Source organism: Rhodanobacter aciditrophus (assembly GCF_050026795.1).
In the GTDB taxonomy this organism is placed as follows: domain Bacteria; phylum Pseudomonadota; class Gammaproteobacteria; order Xanthomonadales; family Rhodanobacteraceae; genus Rhodanobacter_A.
The window spans coordinates 57,280-80,273 of sequence record NZ_JALBWP010000009.1 but is presented as its reverse complement, the minus strand read 5'-3'; the positions used below and the strand labels follow the sequence as shown (position 1 = coordinate 80,273).

The window sequence follows — 22,994 nt, the reverse complement described above, 5'->3', positions numbered from 1 at the left end:
TATCCGATCCGCTTGCTCGTGATCGGTTGTCATTGAACGTGGAGCGGCGCAACCGCGCTCACCTTCAGGCGTAACGCCAGCCGTCCAGTTCCACCAGCAGTTCGCTGCGACAGACGTCGCCGTGCAGCAGCAGCACCGGTACGCCGGGCAGGCGCCGCTGCAGCAGCTCGCGCACGCGCGGCGCATCGGCGGGGTGGCGCACGTAGGCCTTCAGCGGCGCCTGGGTGTCGAAACCCGCGGGCATGCCGGCGCTGGCCAGCAGCGCTTCGAGGTTGAGCAGGATTTCGCCGAGCTGCGCCGCGGTGTCGCCTTCATGGGCGGAGGCATGGCCCACCACGGCGGCGGTGCCGGAGATCGCCAGCGCGTCCTGTGCGGGCAGCATCATCGCGCGGGCGAAGCCGGGCGAGGTGCGGCCGTACTGGCGCGGGTAGCGCCACGCGCTGACCTGACGCGGGTTTTCCACCGCCGTGCCGGCGTGCATGCCGGCGAGCAGGTAGACCTGCAACAGGTGCGGGTGAGCGTGGTGGCCGATCGCGGTGGCGGCGGGGTAGCCGGCGGCGAACCAGTCGCCGCAGCCTTCGGCACGGCCATCGCAGAACAGCTTGTAGCGCTCGGCGTCGCCTTCACCCTGGTTGATCGCGCCCTGGTAGTTCCAGATGCGCAGCACGCGCTGTTCGTCGCGGTCGCGGATGAAGTCGCGCAGCCGCGCGTACGCGACCCGGGCCGCACCCGCGGGACCGCCGTGTTCGCGTTCGTCCAGTTCCAGCGCGGCGAACAGCCAGCCGCCGCCGGACGCCCAGCGCAATGCGCCGTGGCGACCGTGCCGCACCGGGCCGTCCACCTGCCAGGCTTCCAGCGGCGCAGGCGTGTCGAAAGGTTCCAGCGGCACGCGCACCCAGCGTGGATCGTCGCCGCCTGCGCCAGGGCAGCCGAAGCCGAACACCGCCAGCATGCCGGGTTCGGCCAGCAGCGTGGCGGCGTGGTCCGTGCGGTAGGAAATGCGCGGCGCGCGCGCCGCGCCGGTCTCGACCCACCTGCTTTCACAACCCTCGAGCATGTCAGAGCCTGTTTGTGGTCCCCGCTTGGCCCGCGCGGGGAGCCGCTTGCGCGCAGGCCAGGGAAGAACGGGAAAGCGGACGTCCGTCCACGACGGAATGATGACGCAGGGATGCGGGCAACCCGGCCCGGCTCTGCGCGGTGTCTTGCGATGGCCGCCATGCGGCGGCACGGCCTGCCCGGCCGGCCGGCCGGGCGGTTGCCGCGCCGGGCATCGCCGCCTGACGGCCACGGCTGGGCAACACGGGCCATGTGGGGATCATATGCAGGCTCCTGCACCCGGGAAAGGCAAGGGCTCCATGTTACACTTCGCCGCTGCTTTCCACCGTTTCGAAGACGTTTCCCGAGCTTCCGCGCACATGGCCGAACTGACCGCCGCCCAGCACGAACTGGCCACCCTGATCGTGGAAAGCCTGAATCTCGAAGCGCTCGATCCCGCGAAGATCGACCCGGAGGTGCCGCTGTTCGGCGGCGAGCTGGGGCTGGACTCGATCGACGCATTGGAGATCGCGCTGGCGGTGTCCAAGCGCTACGGCTTCCAGCTGCGTTCGGATCATCCCGACAACCGGCGCATCTTCGCCAGCCTGCGCGAGTTGTCGGCGCACGTCGAAGCGCATCGCGTCAACGGCTGAGGGCGTCGCGCGGCATGGGCGATGCCACGCACTGGCGAGCGCACCGCGAAGGCGGTGGCCGCTTCGCGCTGTGGCTGATCCGCACGCTGGCGCTCCGCGGCGGCCGCCGCTTCGGCCGGCTGCTGCTGTATCCGGTGACGCTGTATTTCTTCCTGCGCCGCGGCGCCGAGCGGCGTGCCTCGCGGCAATACCTCACGCGTGTGTTCGGGCATGCGCCCGGCCCGTGGGCGATGCTGCGCCAGTTCCACGCCTACGCCGCCACCACGCTGGACCGGATCTTCCTGCTCGCCCACGGCGAGCGCGGCTTCGACATCGCGATCGAGGGGCTGGCGGAACTGGAACGGCGTATCGGCGAAGGCCGTGGCGTGTTGCTGGTCGGCTCGCATCAGGGCAGTTTCGAGGCCTTGCGCGCGCTCAGCGCACGGCGCCCCGACGTGCCCCTGCGCGTGGTACTGGACAAGGGCAAGACGCCGGCGATGACCGAGCTGCTGGAGGCGCTGGCGCCGGAGGTGGGTGCGGCGGTGATCGATGCCGCGCAGGGCGGCGCTGGTGTGGTGCTGGCCGCGGCCGAGGCCTGCCGGCAGGGGGCGATGGTGGCGTTGCTGGCCGATCGCGCGGGAGAGCACGAAGCGCAACGCGAGGTGGATTTCCTCGGTACCCCCGCGCCGCTGCCGGTGGGGCCGTGGCTGCTGGCGAACGCGCTGCAGGTGCCGGTGCTGCTGTGCTTCGGCCTGTACCTGGGCGGCAACCGCTACCGGCTGGTGTTCGAGCCGTTCGCCGAGCGCGTGGCGATCCCGCGCGAAGGGCGCGGCTCCGCGCTGGACGCGCTGCTGGCGCGCTACGCGGCGCGGCTGGAGCATTACGTGCGGGTGGCGCCGTACAACTGGTTCAACTTCCACGATTTCTGGCGGCGGCCCGATCGGCCCGCCGCGGATTGAATCGCCGCGTGTTCAGCGGGTGCCGGGCAGTGGCGCCAGCGGCCGGCTGTTCTCCGGCGTGCCGTCGATCACCCGCGGCGCGGTATGCGAGCGCCGGTAGCTGTCCAGCACGCGGCCATAGTGCAGCACGCGGGCGATCGTGTAGAGGGTGATGCGCAGGGTGTCGCGCACCGGCCGGAGGTGGCTGGGGCGTGCGCCGGGCGGGTAGCGCGAGGCGATCGGCACGGACACGATGCCCATGCCCAGCTCGCGCGAGGCGGCGATCAGGATCGCCGCCTCGAACACGAAGTTCTGCGCCGGCAGGTCGACCAGGTCCAGCGCGGCGCGCGGGTACCAGCGCTGGCCGCTCTGGGTGTCCGCCACCGGCTGGCCACAACCCCAGGAAATGCCCCAGTCGGCGAACGCGTTGGCGCGCCGGCGCGCCTTCGGCTGCTGCGCCTTGTCGAGCAGGCGCGCGCCGATCACCAGCTGGCCGGGATACGCGACGGCGGCGGCGACGATGCGCGGGATGTCGGCGGCCAGGTGCTGGCCGTCGCCGTCCATCGTCAGCACGGCCTCGTAGCCCTGGCGCAGCGCCTCGCGGAAGCCGTCGCGCAGCGCCTGGCCCTTGCCGCGGCGCTGTCCGTGGCGCAGCACCGTCACCGGCAGCGTGGCGAGGATCTCCGGCGTGCGATCGTCCGAACCGTCGTCGACCACGATGACCGGCGCACCCAGCGCCAGCACCGATTCGACGACGCCGCGGATCGCCACCTGCTCGTTGAGGCAGGGGATCAGCACGCACCAGCGGGGCAGATTGGGGTTCAAGCGACGCACTCCATGTCGAGCAGCAGGTCGGGCGCAGCGGCGTGCGCGAGCCGGCAACGGCCGCCATGCCCGGCCAGCAGGGCGAGCAGGGGCAGCGCGGCGCCGGCGGGATTGCCCTCCGCCTCGCCGGCGAGCGTAGCGGGCGGCGGCGTGGACGAGGCGTGATCCGCCGTCGGCTCCAGCCGCAGCCGCGCCAGCGTGGTCGTGCCGGCCTCGGGCGCCAGCAGCAGCGCGCAGCCGAAGGCACGTGCGCAGCCGGTCATCTCCAGCAGCGGCTCGCGCCCGGCGATGTCGCTGCACACCAGCAGCACCGGACGCTGCTCGGCCAGCACCTGGCCCGCCGCTTCCAGCAGCGCCGCGGCGAACGTGCCGGCGCCCGCGCAGACCGCGCTGGATGGCGCGCGGCAGCCCGTGGCGATGGTCCAGTAGCCGGCCGGCGCGTTATGCACGGAATGGTGGAAGCGGGTGGGCGACAGCTCCGCCGGCGCGCGCGCCAGCGTGGCGCAGATCGCGTCGGTGATCGCCTGGTCACCGTGGGCCGAGGCGAACACGCAGGCCAGCGTGGTCGGCTCGCGCCCGCTCATTGCCAGCGCCTGGCCGGCCACTTCCACCGCGAGGCGTACGCTCTCCGGCGCGCGCCGGCGTTCGTTCGCCGGCAGCAGCGCGGCGGCCGGCGCCGGGGCCGCGGCCCCCGCGGCACCGGCGAGCCGCGCGCGCAGCGCGGCGAAATCCGCCAGCTGCGGCGACCACAGGCCGATGCCTTCGATGTGCAGCTGCATGCCGCTCATGGCGCGCGCCCGAACACGAGGCAGGCATTGTTGCCGCCGAAGCCGAAGGAATTGCTTAGCGCCACGTCCACGTGCCGCGATTCGCCACGCCACGCGAACTGCGGGCCGCAGGCGGGATCGGGTGTGGCGGCGCCGAGGTTGCCCGGCACGAAGCCGTGCTCGATCGCCTGCAGCGCGATCGTGGCCTCCACGATGCCGGCCGCGCCCAGGGTATGGCCGGTAAAGCCCTTGGTCGAGCTGGCGCGCGTCGTCGCGGGGAAGCGCCGCGCCAGCAGCGCGGCTTCCATCGCGTCGTTCTGCCGGCTGGCGGTGCCGTGCAGGTTCACGTAGCCGATCTGCGTCGCGTCGAGGCCGGCGCGGGCCAGCGCCGCGTCCAGCGCCAGTTCCGCGCCGTGGCCGTCGGGATGTGGCGAGGACATGTGCCAGGCATCGCTGGCCTCGCCGTAGCCGAGCAGGCGCGGCGCCCGCGGCGCGGCCTCCGCGCGCTCCAGCAGGGCGAAACCGGCCGCCTCGCCGATCGAGATGCCGTCGCGCGCCGCGTCAAACGGGCGGCAGGCGGCAGGCGAGATCAGCTCCAGCGCGTTGAAGCCGAACAGCACGTTGTCGCACAGGCTGTCCACGCCGCCCACCACGGCCGCGTCGGCGAGGCCGAGCGCCAGCAGGCGCGCGGCGCTGGCGAACACCTTGGCGCTGGACGAGCAGGCGGTGGAGACGGTGAGGCAGGGGCCGTCCAGCGCCAGTGCGGCGGCGGCGAACGCGCTCAGCGAATCCGGCGCGTGCAGCGCGGGACGGCGCAGGTCGGCGGGAAAGCGGCCGTCGGCATCGAGCCGGCGGTACGCTTCCTCGGTGGCGCCGATGCTGGCGGTGGAGGTGCCCAGCAGCAGGGCCACGCGGCGCGCGCCGTAGCGCTCGCGCGCCGCACGCACGCGGTCGAGGAAGCCGTCCTGCCGCAGGCCCAGCCAGGCGAGGCGGTGGTTGCGGCAATCCCAGGCGGCCAGCGCGGCGGGGAGCGCCGCGTCTTCCACGCCGTCGACGCGACCGATCCAGCCCAGCCGCGGCTCGCTGCCGAAATCGTTGGCGCGCAGCCCGCCGCGACCGCGCAGCAGCGCGTCGCGCTGCGCCGCCAGCCCGCAACCGAGCGCGGAGGTGACGGTGCAGGCGCTGACCGCCAGTGGGGTCATCGGTGTCGTCATCGCATCAGCCTAGCGAGCGTCCTGCGTCCTGCCTAGCTGGCGCGCGGAGCCTGTTCAGCCGCGGCGGGTCCCTGCTCCATCGCGGGTTCTCGCGGCGCCGCGCCGCAGCGGCGCAGGCGGCTGCCCTTGCTAAGCTCGCGGCAACGACCACGGAGTCCGATCGATGAGCGAGCAAGCCGACCGCGCCGAAACCCTCCTGCGCGAACTGCAGGACCGCATCTGCGCCGCGCTGGAACATCTCGACGGCGGCGCGCGTTTCGTCGAGGACGCCTGGACGCGCGCCGCGGGCGGTGGCGGACGCACCCGCGTGCTCAAGGACGGCGCGCTGTTCGAGCAGGCGGGCGTGAACTTCTCGCGCGTCAGCGGCCACCAGCTGCCGCCCAGCGCCACCGCGCACCGGCCCGAGCTTGCCGGCGGCAGCTTCGTCGCCACTGGCGTGTCGCTGGTGCTGCATCCGAAGAATCCCTACGTGCCGACCACGCACGCCAACGTGCGCTACTTCGAGGCCAGCAAGCCGGGCGTGGAGCCGGTGTGGTGGTTCGGCGGCGGCTTCGACCTCACGCCGTACTACCCGTTCGACGAGGACGTGGTGCACTGGCACACGGTGGCGCGCGACCTGTGCGCGCCGTTCGGCGCGGACGCCTACCCGCGTTTCAAGCGGTGGTGCGACGAGTACTTCACCCTGAAGCATCGCGGCGAGACGCGCGGCGTGGGTGGCCTGTTCTACGACGACCTCGACGAAGGTGGCTTCGAGCGCTGCCTCGATTTCACCAGGGCCGTGGGCCAGGGCTTCCTCGACGCCTACCTGCCGATCGCCGCGCGCCGGCGCGACACGCCGTACGGCGAGCGCGAACGCGAGTTCCAGCTGTACCGGCGCGGGCGCTACGTGGAGTTCAACCTGGTCTACGACCGCGGCACGCTGTTCGGCCTGCAGTCGGGCGGCCGCACGGAATCGATCCTGATGAGCCTGCCGCCGCGGGTACGCTTCGAGTACGCGTACCAGCCGGAGGCCGGGTCCGCCGAGGCGCGGCTGGCGGAATACCTGAAGCCGCGCGACTGGGTGTAGTGCCCACCCGCCTCACGCCTCGTCCCTGAAGCCTGCCGTGCGCAGGCAGCGGACATAGGCGACGCTGCGCATGCCCACGCCGGTGCCATCGACCGCATAGGCCTTCGATACGGAGGCCTGGACGCGGCAGCTGCGTTCGGCACGCTGGCGAAGCGCGTCGTGGTTCACGGGTGTGCGGGCGCAGCCGGCCAGCGCCGCGGCGACGATGGCCGCGACGAAGATTCGGGTGTTCATGGCAGTCTCCTGGCGAGCCATCCGGACGATGGCCCGTTGCAGTGGTTCGGATGTTCCGTCGTGGCGACGGAGGTGGAATTGCGGGTTACGGCGCGTCCCCGTGGAAGCGCTCCACGGCGGCACCCTTCACTGTCCCGATCTGCGCGCTGTCGCTGACCTTCAGCACCACGTCGCGGCGGAACTCGAGGGTGCCCTGCACCACCGTGTGCGGGCCGATCACGACCACCGGCTTGCGCTCGCTGCCCCAGCGGAACCAGCCGTTGTTCGGCTTGTCGACCAGGATGCCGCCCTCGACGTGCGAGCCGGCGCCCACGGTGATGTCGCCGGATACGGTCTCCAGGCCGCCGGCGACGTGCGCGGCATCGAGGGTGATGGCGCCGTTGACGTTGGAGAGGTGGCCGTCCACCTGGGCGCCTTGCGCGAGCGTGATCGCACCGTTGACGGCCTCGACCTTGCCGGCCACCTGGCTGCCGGCGGCGAGCCGGATCGCGCCGTTCACCGTGCCCAGTTCGCCGGCATGGGCCTGCGCGCCGAGATCCACCGAGCCGTTGACGGTGCTGACCTTCTGCACCACGGCGCGCTCGCCGACGTGCACGCTGCCGTTCACCGAGCCGACATCGCCGGCATGCTGGCCGGCGTCCACCCACACGCTGCCGTTGACCTTCTCGATGTCGTTGTCCGCGGCGACGGCCGCCAGCGGCAGGAAGAGCGCGAGGGAAAGCAGGATGCGGCGCATGGCTGGGCTCCGTTCGGTGGGGGACATGGCTCTGGGATGCGTGCCGGCGGAAAACGGTTGGCGTGACCTTTGGCAGGGGAGACGGCTGCCGCTACCATTCCGCCCTTCCCCGCCGAGAATTCCCGCCATGCACAAGCTCGTCCTGATCCGCCACGGCCAGTCGCAGTGGAACCTCGACAACCGCTTCAGCGGCTGGGCCGACGTGGACCTCACCACGCAGGGCATGGACGAGGCGCGCGAGGCCGGCGAGCTGCTGAAGCGCGAGGGTTACGCGTTCGACGTGGCGCACACCTCGGTGCTGAAGCGCGCGGTGCGCACGCTGTGGGGCGTGCTCGACGCGATGGACCTGATGTGGCTGCCGGTGCATACCGACTGGCGCCTCAACGAGCGCCACTACGGCGCGCTCACCGGCCTCAACAAGGCCGAGACCGCGGCGAAGTACGGCGAGGCGCAGGTGAAGATCTGGCGGCGCAGCTACGACATCCCGCCGCCGCCGCTGGTGCGTGGCGAGAACGCGGCGGTGCACGATCCGCGCTACGCCGCGCTGGCGCCGGAGCAGATCCCGGACACCGAATGCCTCAAGGACACCGTGGCCCGCGTGCTGCCGTACTGGCACGAGGTGCTGGCGCCGGCGATCAAGGCCGGCCGGCGCGTGGTGGTGGCCGCGCACGGCAATTCGCTGCGCGCGCTGGTGAAGTACCTGGACGGCATCTCCGATGCCGACATCGTGGAGATGAACATCCCGAACGGCGTGCCGCTGGTGTACGAGTTCGACGAAGAAACCCTCAGGCCGCTGAAGCGCTACTACCTCGGCGACGCCGACGCGATCGCGGCGAAGATGGCCGCGGTGGCGAACCAGGGCAAGGCGAAGTAGGCGCCGGCCGGGCTGTTCCGCGCAGGCGCATGACAGCCGTCATGCGCGATGCCTGCAACCGGTCAGTCGAACGAACCGCGCCGGGCGGTTAGCCTGCGGGCATCCAAGCCACGGAGCTTCCGCCATGCCCGCCCATCTGATGAGCTACGCCATCGCCGCCCCGCTGGTGGTGCTGATGATCTGGCGCCGGATCAGTCGCCAGTTCGGCCGCCAGCCGATCCGCCGCAGGCGGATGGTCGCTCGCATCGTGATCTTCGCCGCGGTCGGCGCCCTGCTGTTGCTGGGCGGCCTGCACGACGTGCGGCTCGCCGAGGGTGTGCTGGGCGGCGCGGTCGCCGGCGCGGCACTGGGCCTGCTCGGCCTGCGCCTGACCCGATTCGAGACCGACCCGGTGAAGGGCGACTGCTACCTGCCGAACCCGTGGATCGGCGCCCTGCTCACCGCGCTGCTGCTGGGGCGGCTGGCCTGGCGCTTCATGGTGCTGTGGCCGCAGATGCAGCAAGCCCAGGCGCTGGCGGCGAGCGCGCCGCCCGGCGCCACGGTCGTACCGATGGGCTACCAGTCCAGCCCGCTCACCATGCTGGTGATCGGCCTGCTGGTGGGCTACTACATCGCGTATTACGCCGGCCTGCTGGTGCATCACCGGCGCTACCAGCAGTCGCGCCTCGCGGCCACCACATAAGGCGATGGCCGGTCGCCGGACAGCCCGCCAGTCCGATCCGCGGATGGACCGCGCAGCGGCCCGGCACCCGGGTGCGTGACCGGTGGAGCCGGGGAGCTGCGGGAGGGCACCTTCCCGCCATCCGGGTCAGGGTGTCACGCTGAAGTCGATCTCCAGCGGATACGGCACCGGCGAGGCGGGCGGCACGGGGAACGTCCAGCCGGCGAAGCGGCCTGCCATGCAGGTGGCGACGCGAGTGGCCGGGCGCACCGCGATGCGCTGCGGCTTGCCCTGCGCATCCAGGTCCAGCACCAGGGTGAACGGCGACTTGTCCGGCGGCCGGTCGCCGGCGAGGCAGCCCTTGTAGGCGTCGGTGGTGGGGTTGCCGATCCTGTCCCACAGCGCCTTCTGATAGGCCGGCCCGGTGGTTGCGGCCTCGGCCATCTTCGCCTGGTGCACGCGCGCATCGAAATCGCCGTTCGGGTTTGCGGGTGCGGCGCCGAGCCACAGGGCGAAGGCGAGTACGACAGGCATGGCGGGCTCCGGCGGTGGTGCGCTGCCGGAATCCTAGAACCTGTGCGCGCGCTCCGCATGGCCCGCGCCGGCCGCAGCCGCGGGTGCCGCATGCTCGCGCAGCCAGCCGGCCACCGCGGCGGCCGGCAGCGGCACGGCGATATGGTGGCCCTGCACCTCGTCGCAACCCGCATCGCGCACGGCGGCGAGGACGCTGGCCGTCTCCACGCCCTCCATCACCACGCGGAAGCCCAGGTCGTGGCCCAGCGCCGCCATCGCGTGCACGATCGCGGCGTCGTGCGGGCGGGCGTCCAGGTTGCGCACCAGCGACTGGTCGATCTTCAGGCTGGTGGCCGGCATCCGGCGCAACGCGTCGAGGTTGCTGTAGCCGATGCCGAAGTCGTCGATGGCGATGCCCACGCCGGCCCGCCGCAGCGCGTCGAGCACGTCGCGGGTGAGTTCGTTGTGGTGGATCGCGACGCTCTCGGTGAACTCCAGCTCCAGCCGGGCCAGCGGCACGCCGTGGCGCGCCGCTGCCGCCGCGAGGCGTTGCTGCAGCGTCGCGTCCAGGTCGATGCTGGAGACGTTCAGCGACAGCCGCACGTCGAGCCCGCCGCGCAGCCACTCCGCCAGCTGCGCCAGCCCGTGGTCGAGCACCCAGTCGGTCAGCGAGCGCATCAGGCCCGCCTGCTCGGCCAGCGGCACGAAAGTGGCGGGCGAAACCGCGCCCAGCGTGGGGTGGCGCCAGCGCGCCAGCGCCTCCAGCGCCACGCAGCGGCCGCTGGCCAGGTCCACGCGCGGCTGGTAATGCAGCTCCAGCTCGGTGCGCTCGGAGAGCGCGGCGGCCAGTTCGGTGACCAGGAAGAACTCCTGCCGCTGGCGCTCGTCCTGCCGCTGGTCGTACACGGCCCAGCCGCGCACGCTGTTCTGCGCGACATGCGCGGCGTTCATCACGCGCCGGAGCGGATCGCCGCCGCGCAGCTCCCGTGCCTCGACCTTGAGCAGGCCCACGCCGGGCTGCAGGGTGAGCGGCACGCCGAGGCAGTCGATCGGCGCCCGCAGCGTGGCCACCAGGGCATCCAGCTGCGCGGGCGGCAGGGCGTCGTGCAGACCGGCCAGCAGCACCGCGAGGCGCGAGGTGCCGACCTGGTAGAGCTGCATGTCCGGCGTCATCCAGGCCTGCGTCCGTGCCGCCATCGCCCGCATCAGCGCGTCGGCGTAGACGTGGCCCATGGCGCGCACGAGGGCGTTGAAGCGCGCCACCGGCGCCGCCTCGATGGCGACGATCCAGGCGGTGTCGGCGCCGCTCGGCAGGTGCGTGTGCAGGTCGGCGAAGAAGGCGTTGCGATGCGGCAGTCCGGTGGCCGGATCGGTGCGGTCGAGGTAGCTGCGCAGCGCCGCGCCGGTACCGGCCAGCGAGGCCGCGTCGCGCAGGGCGGCCTGGGCGCCGGCGCGCAGCGCCGGGTGCGGCTGGCGATCCACGGCGAACAGGGCGCCCAGCAACTGCCCGCCGAGGCCGAACACCGGTTCGCAGGCGAAGAAGCCGATCCCGTCCTGCGCGGGGTCGGTGCCGGCGGGCAGGAAGCGGGCATCCGCTCGTGCGTCGGGCACCACCTCCGCCTGGCCGCGGCGCGCGGCCACCCGGCAGGCGGCCAGCAGCGCGCCGTCGAGCGGCGGGGCATCCGGCTGGCCGGGCGGGATGTACCAGAAGGCGCTGCCGTCGGCGAGCAGCAAGGCGACGAGCGACACGTCCAGTGCGCCGGATGCCAGCCGCGCCACGGCCTCGAAGCCGGGCAGCGCGTGCTGCTCGGTCACCTGGGTGGTTGCCGGTGTGTGGTCGGTGCCGGGCCGCCCGCCAGGGAGCGGCCCCTGCCAGATGTCCATCGTGCCATCCCCCAGTGCGGCAGCGCAGTGCCAGCCGTCGCAGGCTACTGCGGCGGCGATGGGGTGGCAATCGCGGGGCGCGGCCCGGCACTGGCGGAAAATGCCGCGTTCCGCGGGCTTCCCCATCCGCGCGCCCGGCGCGCCTCCGCGCACCGGCCGCTGGCGTGCCCGGCCGCCGGTGGACCGGGCCGGAAGGCGGGAATCCGCCGCCGCTCAGTCGGCGCGGTGCGGCAGCGCCAGGTAGTCCTCGCTCTGCATCTCGATCAGGCGCGACTCGGTGCGGCCGAATTCGGCGCGGTGGCGCTCGCCGTCGTACAGCTCGGTGATCGGCGCGGCGGCGGAGAGCACCAGCTTCACGCGGCGGTCGTAGAACTCGTCCACCAGCTGCACGAAACGCTTGGCGGCGTCCTCGCTGTAGAGGGTGAACTGCGGCACGCTGGACACGATGACCACGGGTCCGGCCTTGGCCAGCGCGATGTAGTCGGCCACCGCGCGCGGGCCCTCGCACAGCGCGGCGAAGTCGAACCACAGGATGTTGTCGGCGCGCCTGCGCAACGGGATGTCGCGGCCGTTCACGTGCAGCATGCCGCCCTCACCGACCGTGCCCTGCGCATGGTCTTGGAAGAGGCGCTCCAGCGCGCGGTGCGCCTCGGCGCCGGGCGGGGTGTGGTACACCGCGGCCTGGGAGAGCGCGCGCAGGCGCCAGTCGTGCGAGGAGGCCATCTCGACCACGCGGCAATGGCGTTCCAGCAATGCGATGGCGGGCAGGAAGCGCGCGCGCTGCAGACCGTCCCTGTACAGGTTTCCCGGCGCGGTGTTGGAGGTGGTGACCAGCGCCACGCCGCGCGCGAACAGGCCTTCCAGCAGCCGCGCGAGGATCATCGCGTCGCCGATGTCGTTGACCAGGAACTCGTCCAGGCACAGCACGCGGCAACGCGCGGCGAGGCCGGCGGCCACCTCGTCCAGCGGGTCCTGCCGTTCGCCCAGCTCGCGCAGCCGTTCGTGCACCTCGCCCATGAAGCGGTGAAAGTGCCGGCGCAGCGCCACGCCGTGCGGCAGGCTGGCGGCGAACAGGTCCATCAGGAAGGTCTTGCCGCGGCCCACTGTGCCCCACAGGTACAGGCCCGGCGGCGGCGCGCCCGGCTCGCTGGCGAGCAGCGACTTCAGCCGTCCGAACAGGCCGCCGTTGCCGTTCGCCGTTGCGCACAGCGCGGCGTGCAGGCGGTCGAACTCGGGCATCACCGCGAGCTGCGCGGGGTCGGATTCCCAGCGGTGCGCGGCCACGCCTTCCTGGTAACGCACGCTGGGTGCGGGCGAGAGGGGTTCGCTCATGGCGGGTTCAATCGCGCCGCGCGGGCAGCCAGTCGGCGATCGCGTGCTTCACTGCGCCGCGCAGGTCCATCAGCCGGCGGTGGAAGAAGTGGCCGGTGTCGGGCATGCGGATCAGTTCGGGCGGATGGTCCATGCCGGCCACCCAGTCGAACACCGCCTGCGGTTCCACCACCTCGTCGGCCTCGCCCATCACCACCAGCCAGGGGCAGCCGGGCAGCACGTCGGCCATGGTCCAGCGCCCCACCGGCGGCGCGATGCTGACCAGCGCGTCGGCCTCGAGCCGCGCGGCATTGCGGATGGTCACGTAGCTGCCGAACGAGAAGCCGGCCAGCCACAGCGCGTCGCCGGGGCGCACGCGGCGGAGCCAGGCGACCACTGCGGCGAGGTCCTCGCTTTCGCCGTCGCCGTCGTCGTAGCTGCCCGCCGAGGCGCCGGTGCCGCGGAAGTTGAAGCGCACGGTGTCCAGCCCCGACTCGCGCAGCGCGCGCTCCACCATCGTCACCACCTTGTTGTGCATGGTGCCGCCCTGCACGGGGTTGGGGTGGCAGATCACGGCCACGCCGCGGCGCGCATCGGCGCGCTCGGCGACGTCGCCGATGCACTCCAGCGCGCCGGCGGGGCCAGTGAGGGCAAAGGCGGATGCTTCCGCGGGAAAGCCTGCGGGGTCGGGGGGGAGTTCGGGGAGATCCATGCGCCAATGATAGCCGACAGGCCTCGGCGCCTTGCCCCTGCGCAGCGGGAGGGCAAACGAAACGCCGCCCGGAGGCGGCGTCTGCGTTGGCCTGCTTGAGCGGGTGGGTTACTTGGCCTGGCTGACGATCCAGGTGACCGCGGCCTTCACCTGCGCGTCGGTGAGCGCGGGGTTGCCGCCCTTGGGCGGCATGAAGTTGCCGTCGGGGCCGTGGTAGCCCTCGGTGGCGTGCTTGATCAGGGTATCGAGGCCCTGCGCGATGCGCGGCGCCCACATCGCCTTGTTGCCCAGCTTCGGCGCGCCGGCGACGCCGGCGGTGTGGCAGCTGGTGCACAGGTTGTCGTAGATGGTCTTGCCGTCGGTGGTGCCGCCGTAGGCAACCTGCGCGGCGGCCGCCTTGGCGGCGTCGGCGGCGGCGGCCTGCATGGCGGCGCGGCCGGTGTTGCCGGCATACACGGCACCGGCGGGCGCGAGCCGCGCGGCGACCTGCGCCTGCACGTTCGGGTCGGTTTCCTTGGGTTCGCCGCGGTAGATCGCCAGGGCGACCAGGATCAGCACCACGGTCAGCACGCCCAGCCCGCCGATCAGCTTGGCGAACTGGTGCACGAAAACCCGGTCGGAATCGTTCATGGAACCGCTCACGTATGTACTCCAGGTCGGTGGATCGTCCGGAAGGCCCCTGCGGCACGCGGCTGGCCGACTGGCTGCCGAATGCCCGCGCCGGTCCTGGCCGCGACGCAACGCGGCGGGTCGGGCAGGCACAAGGCCCGGAGTATAGACGAAGCCATCGACAAGTTTTCAGCCCGGGGCAGCGGCGATCTGTCGCGCTGCGGAACCGCGACAGGCAGGCGCCTGTCCAAGCGCCGCAGTGCGGCGGCAGCGCATCCCTGCCATCGGTCATGCCTCACCCCTGTCAACTGGCATTGTTCCATTTCGTTGCACTGCACCTATGCTGGGCCCCAATCCGCCGACCGTGGACCGCGTCGGCACGGATTCCACGCTGACGCAGTTTTCCTATCGGGAGTTTTCCGCAATGTCGCGTTTTTGGAAGATCGCGCTGATCGTCGTCGCGGTGGTCGTGCTGGCCATCGTCGCCGTGCGCCTGTTGCACAAGCCCGGCGGCGCGGGGCGGCCAGGCGGGATGGACGGCAAGGACAACGCCCCGGTACCGGTCACCGTGGTGCCGGTGGCGAGGGAGAACGTGCCGGTCTACCTCACCGCGCTGGGCACTGTGCAGGCGCTCAACACCATCGCGGTGAACCCGCAGGTGGGCGGCCAGCTGCTCAGCCTCGACTTCACCGAGGGCCAGCCGGTGAAGAAGGGCCAGGTGCTCGCGCAGATCGATCCGCGCACCTACCAGGCCAGCTACGACCAGCAGCTGAGCAAGCGCAGCCAGGACGAGTCGCTGCTGGCCACCGCGCGCAGCAACTACGAGCGCTCGAAGGATCCGAAGTACAGCCAGTACGTGGCGAAGAGCGACCTGGTCACCCAGCACAACACCGTGATGCAGTACGAGGCGGCGGTGGCGGCCGACGACGCGGCGATCCGCGACGCCAAGGTGCAGCTCGACTACACCCAGATCCGTTCGCCGATCGACGGCCTCGCCGGCATCCGCAGCGTGGACCCGGGCAACGTGGTGACCACCGGCAGCACCATCGTCACGCTGACCCAGCTGCACCCGATCAACGTGATGTTCACCCTGCCCGAGCAGAACCTGGACATGGTGCGCAGGGCGCAGCAGGAGGCGCCGCTGCAGGTCACCGCGCTCGACCGGGTGGACGCGCATCCGGTGGCCACCGGCGGCGTGCTCAAGGTGATCGACAACCAGATCGACACCACTACCGGCACGTTCCGCCTGAAGTCGGAGTTCCCGAACGAGAAGAACGAGCTGTGGCCGGGCCAGTTCGTCAACGTGCGCCTGCAGGTGCGCACGGACAGCGGTGCGCTGGTGATCCCCGCCGAGGCGGTGCAGCGCGGCCCCGACGGCGACTACGTCTACCAGGTGCAGGGCGACAACACGGTGAAGATGCAGCCGGTGGTCGTGGCCGGCGAGGTGGGCGACAGCCACGTGATGATCGGCAGCGGCCTCAAGGCGGGCGAGCAGGTGGTCACCGAGGGCCAGTTCCGCCTGAAGCCCGGCAGCAAGGTCAACCCGCTGAAGCCCGGCGAAGTGCCGCCGGCACCCACCGCGGCGGACCTGCAGAAGGCCAAGCAGCAGGGCAGGGGCGGCCGCCGCCACTGAGCCCGGACTCCCGCCGCTCCGTGCGGCGGGCCCGCAACACCTCCCGGCGCCGCGGCGCCGCGAGCAGGACGCCATCCAGACGGCAGCACGGACACCCATGGGATTCTCGACGCTCTTCATCCGCCGCCCGATCGCCACCTCGCTGCTGATGGTGGCGATCCTGCTGCTCGGCATCCTGGGCTACCGCCAGCTGCCGGTGTCGGCGCTGCCCGAGATCGAGGCGCCCAGCCTGGTGGTGACCACACAGTACCCGGGCGCCAGCGCCAGCACCATGGCGGTGCTGGTCACCACGCCGCTGGAGCGCCAGCTGGGCCAGATCTCCGGCCTCACCATGATGAGTTCGGATTCCTCGGCGGGCCTGTCCACGATCATCCTGCAGTTCTCGATGAACCGCGACATCGACGTGGCCGCGCAGGACGTGCAGGCGGCGATCAACCAGGCGCGCGGCGTGCTGCCGAACAACCTGCCGTACCCGCCGGTGTACAACCGGGTGAATCCGGCGGACGCGCCGATCCTCACGCTGTCGCTGCAGTCGGACAGCCGGCCGCTGCGCGACGTCAACGACTTCGCCGACTCGATCCTCGCGCAGAAGCTGTCGCAGGTGCCGGGCGTGGGCCTGGTCTCGATCGCCGGCAACGTGCGTCCCGCGGTGCGCGTGCAGGTAAACCCGGCGCAGCTGTCGAACCTCGGCCTCACGCTGGAGGACGTGCGCAGCGCGCTCACCCAGGCCAACGTCAACGCGCCCAAGGGCACGCTGAACGGCAAGACGCAGAGCTACTCGATCGGCACCAACGACCAGCTCGCCAGCGCCGCCGAATACAAGAACACCATCGTCAGCTACAAGAACGGCGCGCCGGTGATGCTCTCCGACGTGGCCCGGGTGGTCGACGGCGTGGAGAACGACCAGCTCGCCGCGTGGGCGAACGGCAAGCCCGCCGTGTTGCTGGACATCCGCCGCCAGCCCGGCGCGAACATCGTGCAGACCGTGCAGCAGATCCGCCAGATCCTGCCCGAGCTGCGTGCCGCGCTGCCGGCCGACGTGCACCTGGACGTGTTCGCCGACCGCACCATCACCATCCGCGCCTCGGTGCACGACGTGGAGTTCACCCTGCTGCTGACCATCTTCCTGGTGGTGGCGGTGATCTTCGTGTTCCTGCGCCGGCTGTGGGCCACCGTGATCCCCTCGGTGGCGGTGCCGCTGTCGCTGCTCGGCACCTTCGGCGTGATGAGCTTCACCAGCATGTCGCTGGACAACCTCTCGCTGATGGCGCTCACCGTGGCCACCGGCTTCGTGGTGGACGACGCGATCGTGATGATCGAGAACATCGTGCGCTACATCGAGCAGGGCAAGGACGGCAAGGAGGCGGCCGAGCTGGGCGCGAAGGAGATCGGCTTCACCGTGCTGTCGCTGACGGTGTCGCTGATCGCGGTGTTCCTGCCGCTGCTGCTGATGCCCGGCGTCACCGGCCGGCTGTTCCACGAGTTCGCCTGGGTGCTGACCATCGCGGTGGCGATCTCGATGCTGGTGTCGCTGACGTTGACGCCGATGATGTGCGCCTACCTGTTGCGCCCCGACCAGCTGCCCGAGGGCGAGGACGCTCACGAGCGCCACCTCGCCGCCGGCAGGCGCACCGTGTGGGCGCGCACCGTGGGCCTGTACGAGCGTTCGCTGGACTGGGTGCTCGACCACCGGCGGCTGATGATCGTGGTGGCGGCGGCCACGGTGGCGGTCACCGTGTTCCTCTACATCGCGATCCCCAAGGGCCTGCTGCCCGAGCAGGACACCGGTCTGATCACCGGCGTGGTGCAGGCCGACCAGAACGTGGCGTTCCCCGCGATGGAGCAGCGCACCCGCGCGGTGGCCGAGGCGCTGCGCAGGGATCCGGCGGTGGCCGGCGTGGCCGCGTTCATCGGCGCGGGCACGATCAATCCCACGCTGAACCAGGGCCAGCTCTCGATCGTGCTGAAGGACCGCGGCAAGCGCGACGGCCTCGACGCGATCCTGCCGCGGCTGCAGCAGGCGGTGGCGGGCATCCCCGGGGTGGCGCTGTACCTCAAGCCGGTGCAGGACGTGACGCTGGACAGCCGCGTCTCCGCCACCGAGTACCAGTACGCGCTGTCCGACACCAATGCCGGCGAGCTGGCGAAATACGCCACCCAGATGACCCACGCGCTGCGCCAGCGGCCCGAGCTGTCCGACGTGGACAACAACCTCGCCGACCAGGGCAACGCGCTCAAGCTCACCATCGACCGCGAGAAGGCCAGCCGCCTCGGCGTGCCGGTGCAGACCATCGACGACACGCTGTACGACGCGTTCGGCCAGCGCCAGATCTCCACCATCTTCACGCAGATCAACCAGTACCGCGTGGTGCTGGAGGTGGCGCCGCAGTTCCGCACCACCACGGCCCTGCTCGACCAGCTCACCGTGCGCGGCAACGGCAACGGTGCGCTCACCGGCAGCAACGCCACCAGCTTCGGCCAGCTGAAGTCCAGCAACTCGGCCACGCCGTCCGGCATCGGCAACACCGGCAACGTGGGCTTCACGATCGGCGCCGGCGGCACCATCCCGCTGTCCTCGCTGGTCAGCGCCAAGGTCGCCAGCGCGCCGCTGGTGATCAGCCACCAGCAGCAGCTGCCGGCGGTGACGCTGTCGTTCAACGTGGCGCCGGGCTACTCGCTGTCCGACGCGGTGTCGGCGATCCACCAGGTCGAGGCGCAGCTGAAGTTCCCGCCGCAGGTGCGCGGCGAGTTCATCGGCAAGGCGGCAGAGTTCTCCAACAGCCTCGGCGACGAGGTGCTGCTGCTGCTCGCCGCGATCGTGGTGATCTACATCGTGCTGGGCGTGCTCTACGAGAGCTACATCCACCCGCTGACGATCATCTCCACCCTGCCGCCGGCCGGCGTGGGCGCGCTGCTGGCGCTGATCCTGTTCGGCATGGACCTGTCGGTGGACGGCATCGTCGGCATCGTGCTCCTGATCGGCATCGTGAAGAAGAACGCGATCATGATGATCGACTTCGCGATCGAGGCGCAGCGCAAGGGCATGGGCGCGCGCGAGGCGATCCGCCGCGCCTGCCTGCTGCGCTTCCGCCCGATCATGATGACCACCGCCGCGGCCATGCTGGGCGCGCTGCCGCTGGCGCTGGGCAACGGCATCGGCGCGGAGCTGCGCCGGCCGCTGGGCGTGTCGATCGTGGGCGGTCTGCTGCTGTCGCAGCTGGTGACGCTGTACACCACCCCGGTGATCTACCTGTACATGGAGCGTTTCCAGGACTGGCTGCGCGCACGCCGCGAGCGGCGCGCGCTGGCGCACGCGCAGGCAGGGGGCGCGGCGCATTGAGAAAGGCGGGGCGGCAGCGTCGCATCCGGCGCGGCAAAACGATCAACCGTTTCGCCGCGTGCACGTTGAGCAGGACATGAATTGCAACATCTCCCCCCGCCGCGCCGCCGCGTCTTGCCCTGGGCGCCCGGCATGAACATCTCCGGCGCCTTCATCCGTCGCCCGATCGGCACCTCGCTGCTGGCGATGGGCGTGTTCGTGGCAGGCGTGATCTGCTACCTCCTCTTGGGCGTGTCGGCGTTGCCGAACATGCAGTTCCCGGCGATCTTCGTGCAGGCCAGCCAGGCCGGCGCGGATGCCTCGACCATGGCCAGCACCGTGGCCGCGCCACTGGAGCGCCACCTGGGCCAGGTGCCCGGCATCCAGATCATGAATTCGCACAGCTCCGAAGGCAGCACCTTCGTCTTCATGATGTTCAACACCGGCGTGAACCTGGATGCCGCCGCGCGCGACGTGCAGGCCGCGATCAATGCCGCGACACCGGACCTGCCCCCCGGGGTGACGCCGAGCTACCAGAAGGCGAACCCGAACGACGACCCCATCATCGCGATCGCGCTGACCTCGGCCACGCAGTCGCCGGCGGCGCTGTACAACGTGGCCGATACCCTGCTGGCGCAGCGGCTGCGCCAGCTGAAGGGCGTCTCCTCGGTGGACATCGCCGGCGCCGCCACGCCGGCGATCCGCGTCGACGTGAACCTGCGTGCGCTGAACGCGATGGGCATCTCGCCGGACGAACTGCGCAATGCGCTCACCGCCGCCAACGTCACCTCGCCGGAAGGCTTCCTGTCCAACGGCAGGACCACCATGGCGATCAGCGCCACCGCCCAGCTGCATACCGCCGACGACTTCGCCAGGCTGGTCATCGCGATGAAGAACGGCACGCCGGTGCGCCTGTCCGACGTGGCGCAGGTCTACGCCGGCACCCAGGACGCCTACCAGGCGGCCTGGTTCCAGGGCCGGCCGGCGATCCTGATGTACGTGTTCAAGAAGTCCGACGCCAACGTGATCGCCACGGTGGACGAGGTGCGCGCCCAGCTGCCGGCGCTGCGCAACTACCTGCAGCCCGGCACGGTGATGACGCCGTTCTTCGACGACACGCCGACGATCCGCGCCTCGCTGCACGAAGTGCAGGCCACGCTGCTGATCTCGCTGGCGATGGTGGTGCTGACGATGGCGCTGTTCCTGCGCCGGCTCGCGCCCACCCTGATCGCCGCGCTGACGGTGCCGCTGTCGCTGGCCGGCGGCTTCGTGGCGATGTACATCCTCGGCTACACGCTGAACAACCTCACCCTGCTGGCGCTGGTGATCGCGATCGGTTTCGTGGTGGACGACGCGATCGTGGTGATCGAGAACATCATCCGCCACATCGATGCGGGCATGACGCGCATGGAGGCGACGCTGGCGGGCGCGAGGGAGATCGGCTTCACGATCGTCTCGATCACCGCTTCCCTCATTGCGGTGTTCATCCCGCTGCTGTTCGCAGGCGGTTACACCGGCATGTTCATGCACGACTTCGCGGTGACCCTGGTGGCGGCGATCGTGATGTCGGCGCTGGTGTCGCTGACGCTGACCCCGGCGCTGTGCGGGCGCTTCCTCAACGGCCACGACGACCGCGCCGCGCCGTCGCGGCTGGGCCGCGCGCTGGACCGCTTCCACGCCGGCATGCTGGCCGTGTACAGCCGCGCGCTGAACTTCTCGCTGCGCCACGCGCTGGTGTTCTCGCTGACGCCGCTGGTGTTGATCGTCGCCACGTTCTTCCTGTTCGGGGTGGTGAAGAGCGGCCTGTTCCCGCCGCAGGACACCGGCCTGATCTGGGGCCGTGCCAGCTCCGGCGCCACGGTCTCCTTCGGGCAGAGCGAGCAGCGCCTGCAGCGGCTCACCCGGATGCTGATGGCCGACCCGGACGTGGCCACCGTGGGCACCCGCCTCGGCACCAGCCGGCAGGGCGCCAGCGGTTCGTTCAACATCGACCTGAAGACCCGTGCCCAGGGCCGCAGGGACGACACCTTCGCGGTGCTGGCGCGGCTCAGCGCCAAGGCGGCGAAGTATCCCGACCTCAACCTGCGCCTGCGCCCGCTGCAGGACCTGCCCAGCGCCAGCGGCGGCGGCACCAGCCAGGGCGCGCAGTACCAGATCGGCCTGCAGGGCAATGACCTGGCCGAGCTGGAAACCTGGCTGCCGAGGCTGGTGGCCGAGCTGAAGAAGAACCCCAAGCTGCAGGACGTGGGCAGCGACGTCGACGAGGGCGGCCTGCGCCAGAACATCGTGGTCGACCGCGCCACCGCGGCGCGCCTCGGCGTGTCGATCGGCGCGATCGACGGCGCGCTGTACGACGCGTTCGGCCAGCGCCAGGTGTCCACCATCTACTCGGACATCAACCAGTACAAGGTGGTGGTGAACGCGCTGCCGAACCAGACCGCCACGCCGGAGGCGCTGAACCAGGTGTACGTGCGTTCCGGCGCGGGCAAGATGGTGCCGCTCACCGCGCTCGCGCACCAGGTGCCCGGACTGGCGCCCTCGTCGATCACCCACGAGAACCAGTACACCACGATGGACCTGAGCTTCAATCTCGCCCCGGGCACCAGCATGGGCGAGGCGATGGCGATCATCCAGGCCACGGTGAAGAACATGCGCATGCCGGGCGACATCCGGCTCAACCTCGGCGGCGATTTCCGGCGCTTCCGCGACATGCAGAGCGGCATGCTGTGGCTGGTGCTGGCGGCGGTGCTCACCGTCTACATCGTGCTCGGCATGCTGTACGAGAACCTGATCCACCCGGTGACGATCCTGTCCACGCTGCCGGCGGCCGGCGTGGGCGCGCTGCTGGCGCTGTGGCTCACCGGCACGGAACTCTCGGTGGTGGCGCAGATCGCGCTGGTGCTCTTGATCGGCATCGTGAAGAAGAACGCGATCATGATGATCGACTTTGCCCTGGTGGCCGAGCGCGAGCACGGCAAGAGCCCGCTGGAGGCCGTGCACGAAGCCTGCCTGGTGCGCTTCCGCCCGATCATGATGACCACGATGGTGGCGATCCTCGCCGCGCTGCCGATCGCGATCGGCCTGGGCGAGGGCAGCGAGCTGCGCCGACCGCTCGGTATCGCGCTGATCGGCGGCCTGCTGATCTCGCAGAGCCTGACGCTGCTCTCGACGCCGGCGCTGTACGTGGTGTTCTCCTGCCTCGGCGCGCGCTGGAAGGCATGGCGCGCGCGCCGCGCCGGGCGGCGGCAGGTGGCGCCGATGCGGTTGCCGGGCTGAACGCCTTTCTCCCTCTCCCCTTTGGAGAGAGGGTTGGGGCGAGGGGTGGGTGCTCGCGGTCGCCTCGGTTTTTCCTCTCCCTTTTGCGCGAGAGCTGGCGGGGGAAGAGGGGCACTTGCTCGTGCGTCTTCGCCGGTGACAAGGCGGTTTCGTCCACCTGCCGCCAGGAACAAGGCGGTTTCGTCCACCTGCCGGTGGCCGAGTGACTTTCTCTTTGCGTGGCCAAAGAGAAAGTCACCAAAGAGAAAGGCCACCCCGGGGCGGCGCTCTGCGGGCATCCTGCCCTCCGAGTCCGTGAGGCGGGGCCGGGCTTTTCGAGCGGGCTCCTGCCCGCGCGAAAAGGCATCGCCTTCCATGGCGATGCCCGCTGCGCGGCCTTGTCGTCCCCGCCTCACCGCCGCCCAGGGGCCCCGGAGAAGCAGCGCACTCCCAGCGCGCAGAGGCAACAACCAGAGCAACGCCAAAGCCAAAGCCAAAGCCAAAGCCAAAGCCAAAGCCAAAGCCAAAGCCAAAGCCAAAGCCAAAGCCAAAGCCAAAGCCAAAGCCAAAGCCAAAGCCAAAGCCAAAGCCAAAGCCAAAGCCAAAGCGGCGCTACGCGCCGCGAGGCTTTGTCCCCTCAGTTCCCAGATACGTCGCGGGGTGGCCGCCCCGTCAATCGTGTAGGCGGGAATTGGTCCAAAATCCTCGACACGTCCTGCTTGTAGTGTCGGCGGATCGAACCAGGCCATTTCTCTGGGCTACCTCTCTTTGGGCCA

The 22,994-nt window shown here is 71.0% G+C and carries 20 protein-coding genes; 9 read left to right on the top strand and 11 right to left on the bottom strand.

Annotated features, from left to right (window positions below):
- Positions 1-64: 64 nt before the first annotated feature.
- Positions 65-1,057: a chorismate transformation FkbO/Hyg5 family protein gene (locus tag ACQGNW_RS03450; RefSeq protein WP_426661688.1), complete on the bottom strand. Its 993-nt coding sequence runs from the start codon at positions 1,055-1,057 to the stop codon at positions 65-67.
- Between the two features lie 358 nt (positions 1,058-1,415).
- On the opposite strand from ACQGNW_RS03450, the gene ACQGNW_RS03445 reads away from it, so the two are divergent.
- Both ACQGNW_RS03445 and ACQGNW_RS03440 read left to right on the top strand, forming a co-directional pair.
- Positions 1,416-1,688 (top strand): phosphopantetheine-binding protein, encoded by a 273-nt coding sequence (locus tag ACQGNW_RS03445; protein ID WP_426661687.1) that lies wholly within the window; start codon positions 1,416-1,418, stop codon positions 1,686-1,688.
- A gap of 14 nt (positions 1,689-1,702) precedes the next feature.
- Positions 1,703-2,626 carry a lysophospholipid acyltransferase family protein gene (locus ACQGNW_RS03440; RefSeq protein ID WP_426661686.1) on the top strand — a complete coding sequence of 308 codons (924 nt, stop codon included), beginning with the start codon at positions 1,703-1,705 and terminating at the stop codon, positions 2,624-2,626.
- A 12-nt stretch (positions 2,627-2,638) separates the two neighbouring features.
- Here the strand turns inward: ACQGNW_RS03440 and ACQGNW_RS03435 are convergent, their stop codons facing one another.
- Genes ACQGNW_RS03435 through ACQGNW_RS03425 form a run of 3 tightly spaced genes read right to left on the bottom strand, consistent with a single transcriptional unit; the run spans position 2,639 to position 5,411 of the window.
- Complete coding sequence (locus ACQGNW_RS03435; protein WP_426661685.1) at positions 2,639-3,430, bottom strand: glycosyltransferase family 2 protein; 792 nt, start codon at positions 3,428-3,430, stop codon at positions 2,639-2,641.
- Positions 3,427-4,218, bottom strand: coding sequence for a beta-ketoacyl synthase chain length factor (locus tag ACQGNW_RS03430; RefSeq protein WP_426661684.1), 792 nt, complete (start codon positions 4,216-4,218; stop codon positions 3,427-3,429). The genes ACQGNW_RS03435 and ACQGNW_RS03430 overlap by 4 nt, the downstream gene beginning before the upstream one ends.
- Entirely contained in the window at positions 4,215-5,411 is a 1,197-nt protein-coding gene (locus ACQGNW_RS03425) for a beta-ketoacyl-ACP synthase (RefSeq protein ID WP_426661683.1), read from the bottom strand. Before ACQGNW_RS03425 ends, ACQGNW_RS03430 begins: the two co-directional genes overlap by 4 nt.
- Before the next feature lie 163 nt (positions 5,412-5,574).
- On the opposite strand from ACQGNW_RS03425, the gene hemF reads away from it, so the two are divergent.
- On the top strand, positions 5,575-6,477 hold the full coding sequence (gene hemF / locus ACQGNW_RS03420; RefSeq protein ID WP_426661682.1) for an oxygen-dependent coproporphyrinogen oxidase: 903 nt from the start codon (positions 5,575-5,577) through the stop codon (positions 6,475-6,477).
- 12 nt (positions 6,478-6,489) lie between these two features.
- Here the strand turns inward: hemF and ACQGNW_RS03415 are convergent, their stop codons facing one another.
- Both ACQGNW_RS03415 and ACQGNW_RS03410 read right to left on the bottom strand, forming a co-directional pair.
- Positions 6,490-6,711: a hypothetical protein gene (locus tag ACQGNW_RS03415; RefSeq protein WP_426661681.1), complete on the bottom strand. Its 222-nt coding sequence runs from the start codon at positions 6,709-6,711 to the stop codon at positions 6,490-6,492.
- A gap of 85 nt (positions 6,712-6,796) precedes the next feature.
- Complete coding sequence (locus tag ACQGNW_RS03410; protein ID WP_426661679.1) at positions 6,797-7,447, bottom strand: DUF4097 family beta strand repeat-containing protein; 651 nt, start codon at positions 7,445-7,447, stop codon at positions 6,797-6,799.
- A 127-nt stretch (positions 7,448-7,574) separates the two neighbouring features.
- Here ACQGNW_RS03410 and gpmA point away from each other — a divergent pair, with 127 nt between their 5' ends.
- Together gpmA and ACQGNW_RS03400 are read left to right on the top strand one after the other, a co-directional pair.
- Positions 7,575-8,321, top strand: a complete 747-nt coding sequence (gpmA, locus tag ACQGNW_RS03405; protein ID WP_426661678.1) for a 2,3-diphosphoglycerate-dependent phosphoglycerate mutase — start codon at positions 7,575-7,577, stop codon at positions 8,319-8,321.
- A gap of 124 nt (positions 8,322-8,445) precedes the next feature.
- Entirely contained in the window at positions 8,446-9,003 is a 558-nt protein-coding gene (locus ACQGNW_RS03400; RefSeq protein ID WP_426661677.1) for a CcdC protein domain-containing protein, read from the top strand.
- Between the two features lie 126 nt (positions 9,004-9,129).
- Here the strand turns inward: ACQGNW_RS03400 and ACQGNW_RS03395 are convergent, their stop codons facing one another.
- From ACQGNW_RS03395 to ACQGNW_RS03375, 5 genes are all read right to left on the bottom strand, one after another.
- Positions 9,130-9,516 (bottom strand): peptidase C13, encoded by a 387-nt coding sequence (locus tag ACQGNW_RS03395; RefSeq protein ID WP_426661676.1) that lies wholly within the window; start codon positions 9,514-9,516, stop codon positions 9,130-9,132.
- 33 nt (positions 9,517-9,549) lie between these two features.
- Positions 9,550-11,379 (bottom strand): EAL domain-containing protein, encoded by a 1,830-nt coding sequence (locus ACQGNW_RS03390; RefSeq protein WP_426661675.1) that lies wholly within the window; start codon positions 11,377-11,379, stop codon positions 9,550-9,552.
- A 213-nt stretch (positions 11,380-11,592) separates the two neighbouring features.
- Positions 11,593-12,711, bottom strand: a complete 1,119-nt coding sequence (gene zapE / locus ACQGNW_RS03385; protein ID WP_426661673.1) for a cell division protein ZapE — start codon at positions 12,709-12,711, stop codon at positions 11,593-11,595.
- 7 nt (positions 12,712-12,718) lie between these two features.
- Positions 12,719-13,402 carry an alpha/beta hydrolase gene (locus ACQGNW_RS03380; protein WP_426661672.1) on the bottom strand — a complete coding sequence of 228 codons (684 nt, stop codon included), beginning with the start codon at positions 13,400-13,402 and terminating at the stop codon, positions 12,719-12,721.
- Between the two features lie 108 nt (positions 13,403-13,510).
- Positions 13,511-14,032, bottom strand: a complete 522-nt coding sequence (locus ACQGNW_RS03375) for a c-type cytochrome (protein ID WP_426661671.1) — start codon at positions 14,030-14,032, stop codon at positions 13,511-13,513.
- A gap of 403 nt (positions 14,033-14,435) precedes the next feature.
- On the opposite strand from ACQGNW_RS03375, the gene ACQGNW_RS03370 reads away from it, so the two are divergent.
- The 4 genes from ACQGNW_RS03370 to ACQGNW_RS03355 all read left to right on the top strand — a co-directional run bounded on the left by ACQGNW_RS03370 (position 14,436) and on the right by ACQGNW_RS03355 (position 22,902).
- Positions 14,436-15,644, top strand: a complete 1,209-nt coding sequence (locus ACQGNW_RS03370; RefSeq protein ID WP_426661669.1) for an efflux RND transporter periplasmic adaptor subunit — start codon at positions 14,436-14,438, stop codon at positions 15,642-15,644.
- A 97-nt stretch (positions 15,645-15,741) separates the two neighbouring features.
- The gene (locus ACQGNW_RS03365) at positions 15,742-18,984 is read left to right on the top strand and encodes an efflux RND transporter permease subunit (RefSeq protein WP_426661667.1); all 3,243 of its coding nucleotides are present in this window, start codon (positions 15,742-15,744) and stop codon (positions 18,982-18,984) included.
- A gap of 132 nt (positions 18,985-19,116) precedes the next feature.
- Positions 19,117-22,239: an efflux RND transporter permease subunit gene (locus ACQGNW_RS03360; RefSeq protein WP_426661666.1), complete on the top strand. Its 3,123-nt coding sequence runs from the start codon at positions 19,117-19,119 to the stop codon at positions 22,237-22,239.
- A 354-nt stretch (positions 22,240-22,593) separates the two neighbouring features.
- Positions 22,594-22,902 carry a hypothetical protein gene (locus ACQGNW_RS03355; protein WP_426661665.1) on the top strand — a complete coding sequence of 103 codons (309 nt, stop codon included), beginning with the start codon at positions 22,594-22,596 and terminating at the stop codon, positions 22,900-22,902.
- The last annotated feature ends 92 nt before the right edge of the window (positions 22,903-22,994 follow it).

Excerpts from the sequence above, each read along its gene's own strand:
- ACQGNW_RS03400 (WP_426661677.1), top strand. The coding sequence starts at position 8,446 with ATGCCCGCCCATCTGATGAGCTACGCCATCGCCGCCCCGCTGGTGGTG.
- ACQGNW_RS03360 (WP_426661666.1), top strand. The coding sequence starts at position 19,117 with ATGAACATCTCCGGCGCCTTCATCCGTCGCCCGATCGGCACCTCGCTG.
- ACQGNW_RS03425 (WP_426661683.1), bottom strand. The coding sequence starts at position 5,411 with ATGACGACACCGATGACCCCACTGGCGGTCAGCGCCTGCACCGTCACC.
- ACQGNW_RS03375 (WP_426661671.1), bottom strand. The coding sequence starts at position 14,032 with ATGAACGATTCCGACCGGGTTTTCGTGCACCAGTTCGCCAAGCTGATC.
- ACQGNW_RS03445 (WP_426661687.1), top strand. The coding sequence starts at position 1,416 with ATGGCCGAACTGACCGCCGCCCAGCACGAACTGGCCACCCTGATCGTG.
- ACQGNW_RS03395 (WP_426661676.1), bottom strand. The coding sequence starts at position 9,516 with ATGCCTGTCGTACTCGCCTTCGCCCTGTGGCTCGGCGCCGCACCCGCA.
- ACQGNW_RS03355 (WP_426661665.1), top strand. The coding sequence starts at position 22,594 with ATGGCGATGCCCGCTGCGCGGCCTTGTCGTCCCCGCCTCACCGCCGCC.
- zapE (WP_426661673.1), bottom strand. The coding sequence starts at position 12,711 with ATGAGCGAACCCCTCTCGCCCGCACCCAGCGTGCGTTACCAGGAAGGC.
- hemF (WP_426661682.1), top strand. The coding sequence starts at position 5,575 with ATGAGCGAGCAAGCCGACCGCGCCGAAACCCTCCTGCGCGAACTGCAG.
- ACQGNW_RS03365 (WP_426661667.1), top strand. The coding sequence starts at position 15,742 with ATGGGATTCTCGACGCTCTTCATCCGCCGCCCGATCGCCACCTCGCTG.
- ACQGNW_RS03450 (WP_426661688.1), bottom strand. The coding sequence starts at position 1,057 with ATGCTCGAGGGTTGTGAAAGCAGGTGGGTCGAGACCGGCGCGGCGCGC.
- ACQGNW_RS03390 (WP_426661675.1), bottom strand. The coding sequence starts at position 11,379 with ATGGACATCTGGCAGGGGCCGCTCCCTGGCGGGCGGCCCGGCACCGAC.
- ACQGNW_RS03410 (WP_426661679.1), bottom strand. The coding sequence starts at position 7,447 with ATGCGCCGCATCCTGCTTTCCCTCGCGCTCTTCCTGCCGCTGGCGGCC.
- ACQGNW_RS03370 (WP_426661669.1), top strand. The coding sequence starts at position 14,436 with ATGTCGCGTTTTTGGAAGATCGCGCTGATCGTCGTCGCGGTGGTCGTG.
- ACQGNW_RS03415 (WP_426661681.1), bottom strand. The coding sequence starts at position 6,711 with ATGAACACCCGAATCTTCGTCGCGGCCATCGTCGCCGCGGCGCTGGCC.
- ACQGNW_RS03440 (WP_426661686.1), top strand. The coding sequence starts at position 1,703 with ATGGGCGATGCCACGCACTGGCGAGCGCACCGCGAAGGCGGTGGCCGC.
- ACQGNW_RS03380 (WP_426661672.1), bottom strand. The coding sequence starts at position 13,402 with ATGGATCTCCCCGAACTCCCCCCCGACCCCGCAGGCTTTCCCGCGGAA.
- ACQGNW_RS03430 (WP_426661684.1), bottom strand. The coding sequence starts at position 4,218 with ATGAGCGGCATGCAGCTGCACATCGAAGGCATCGGCCTGTGGTCGCCG.
- gpmA (WP_426661678.1), top strand. The coding sequence starts at position 7,575 with ATGCACAAGCTCGTCCTGATCCGCCACGGCCAGTCGCAGTGGAACCTC.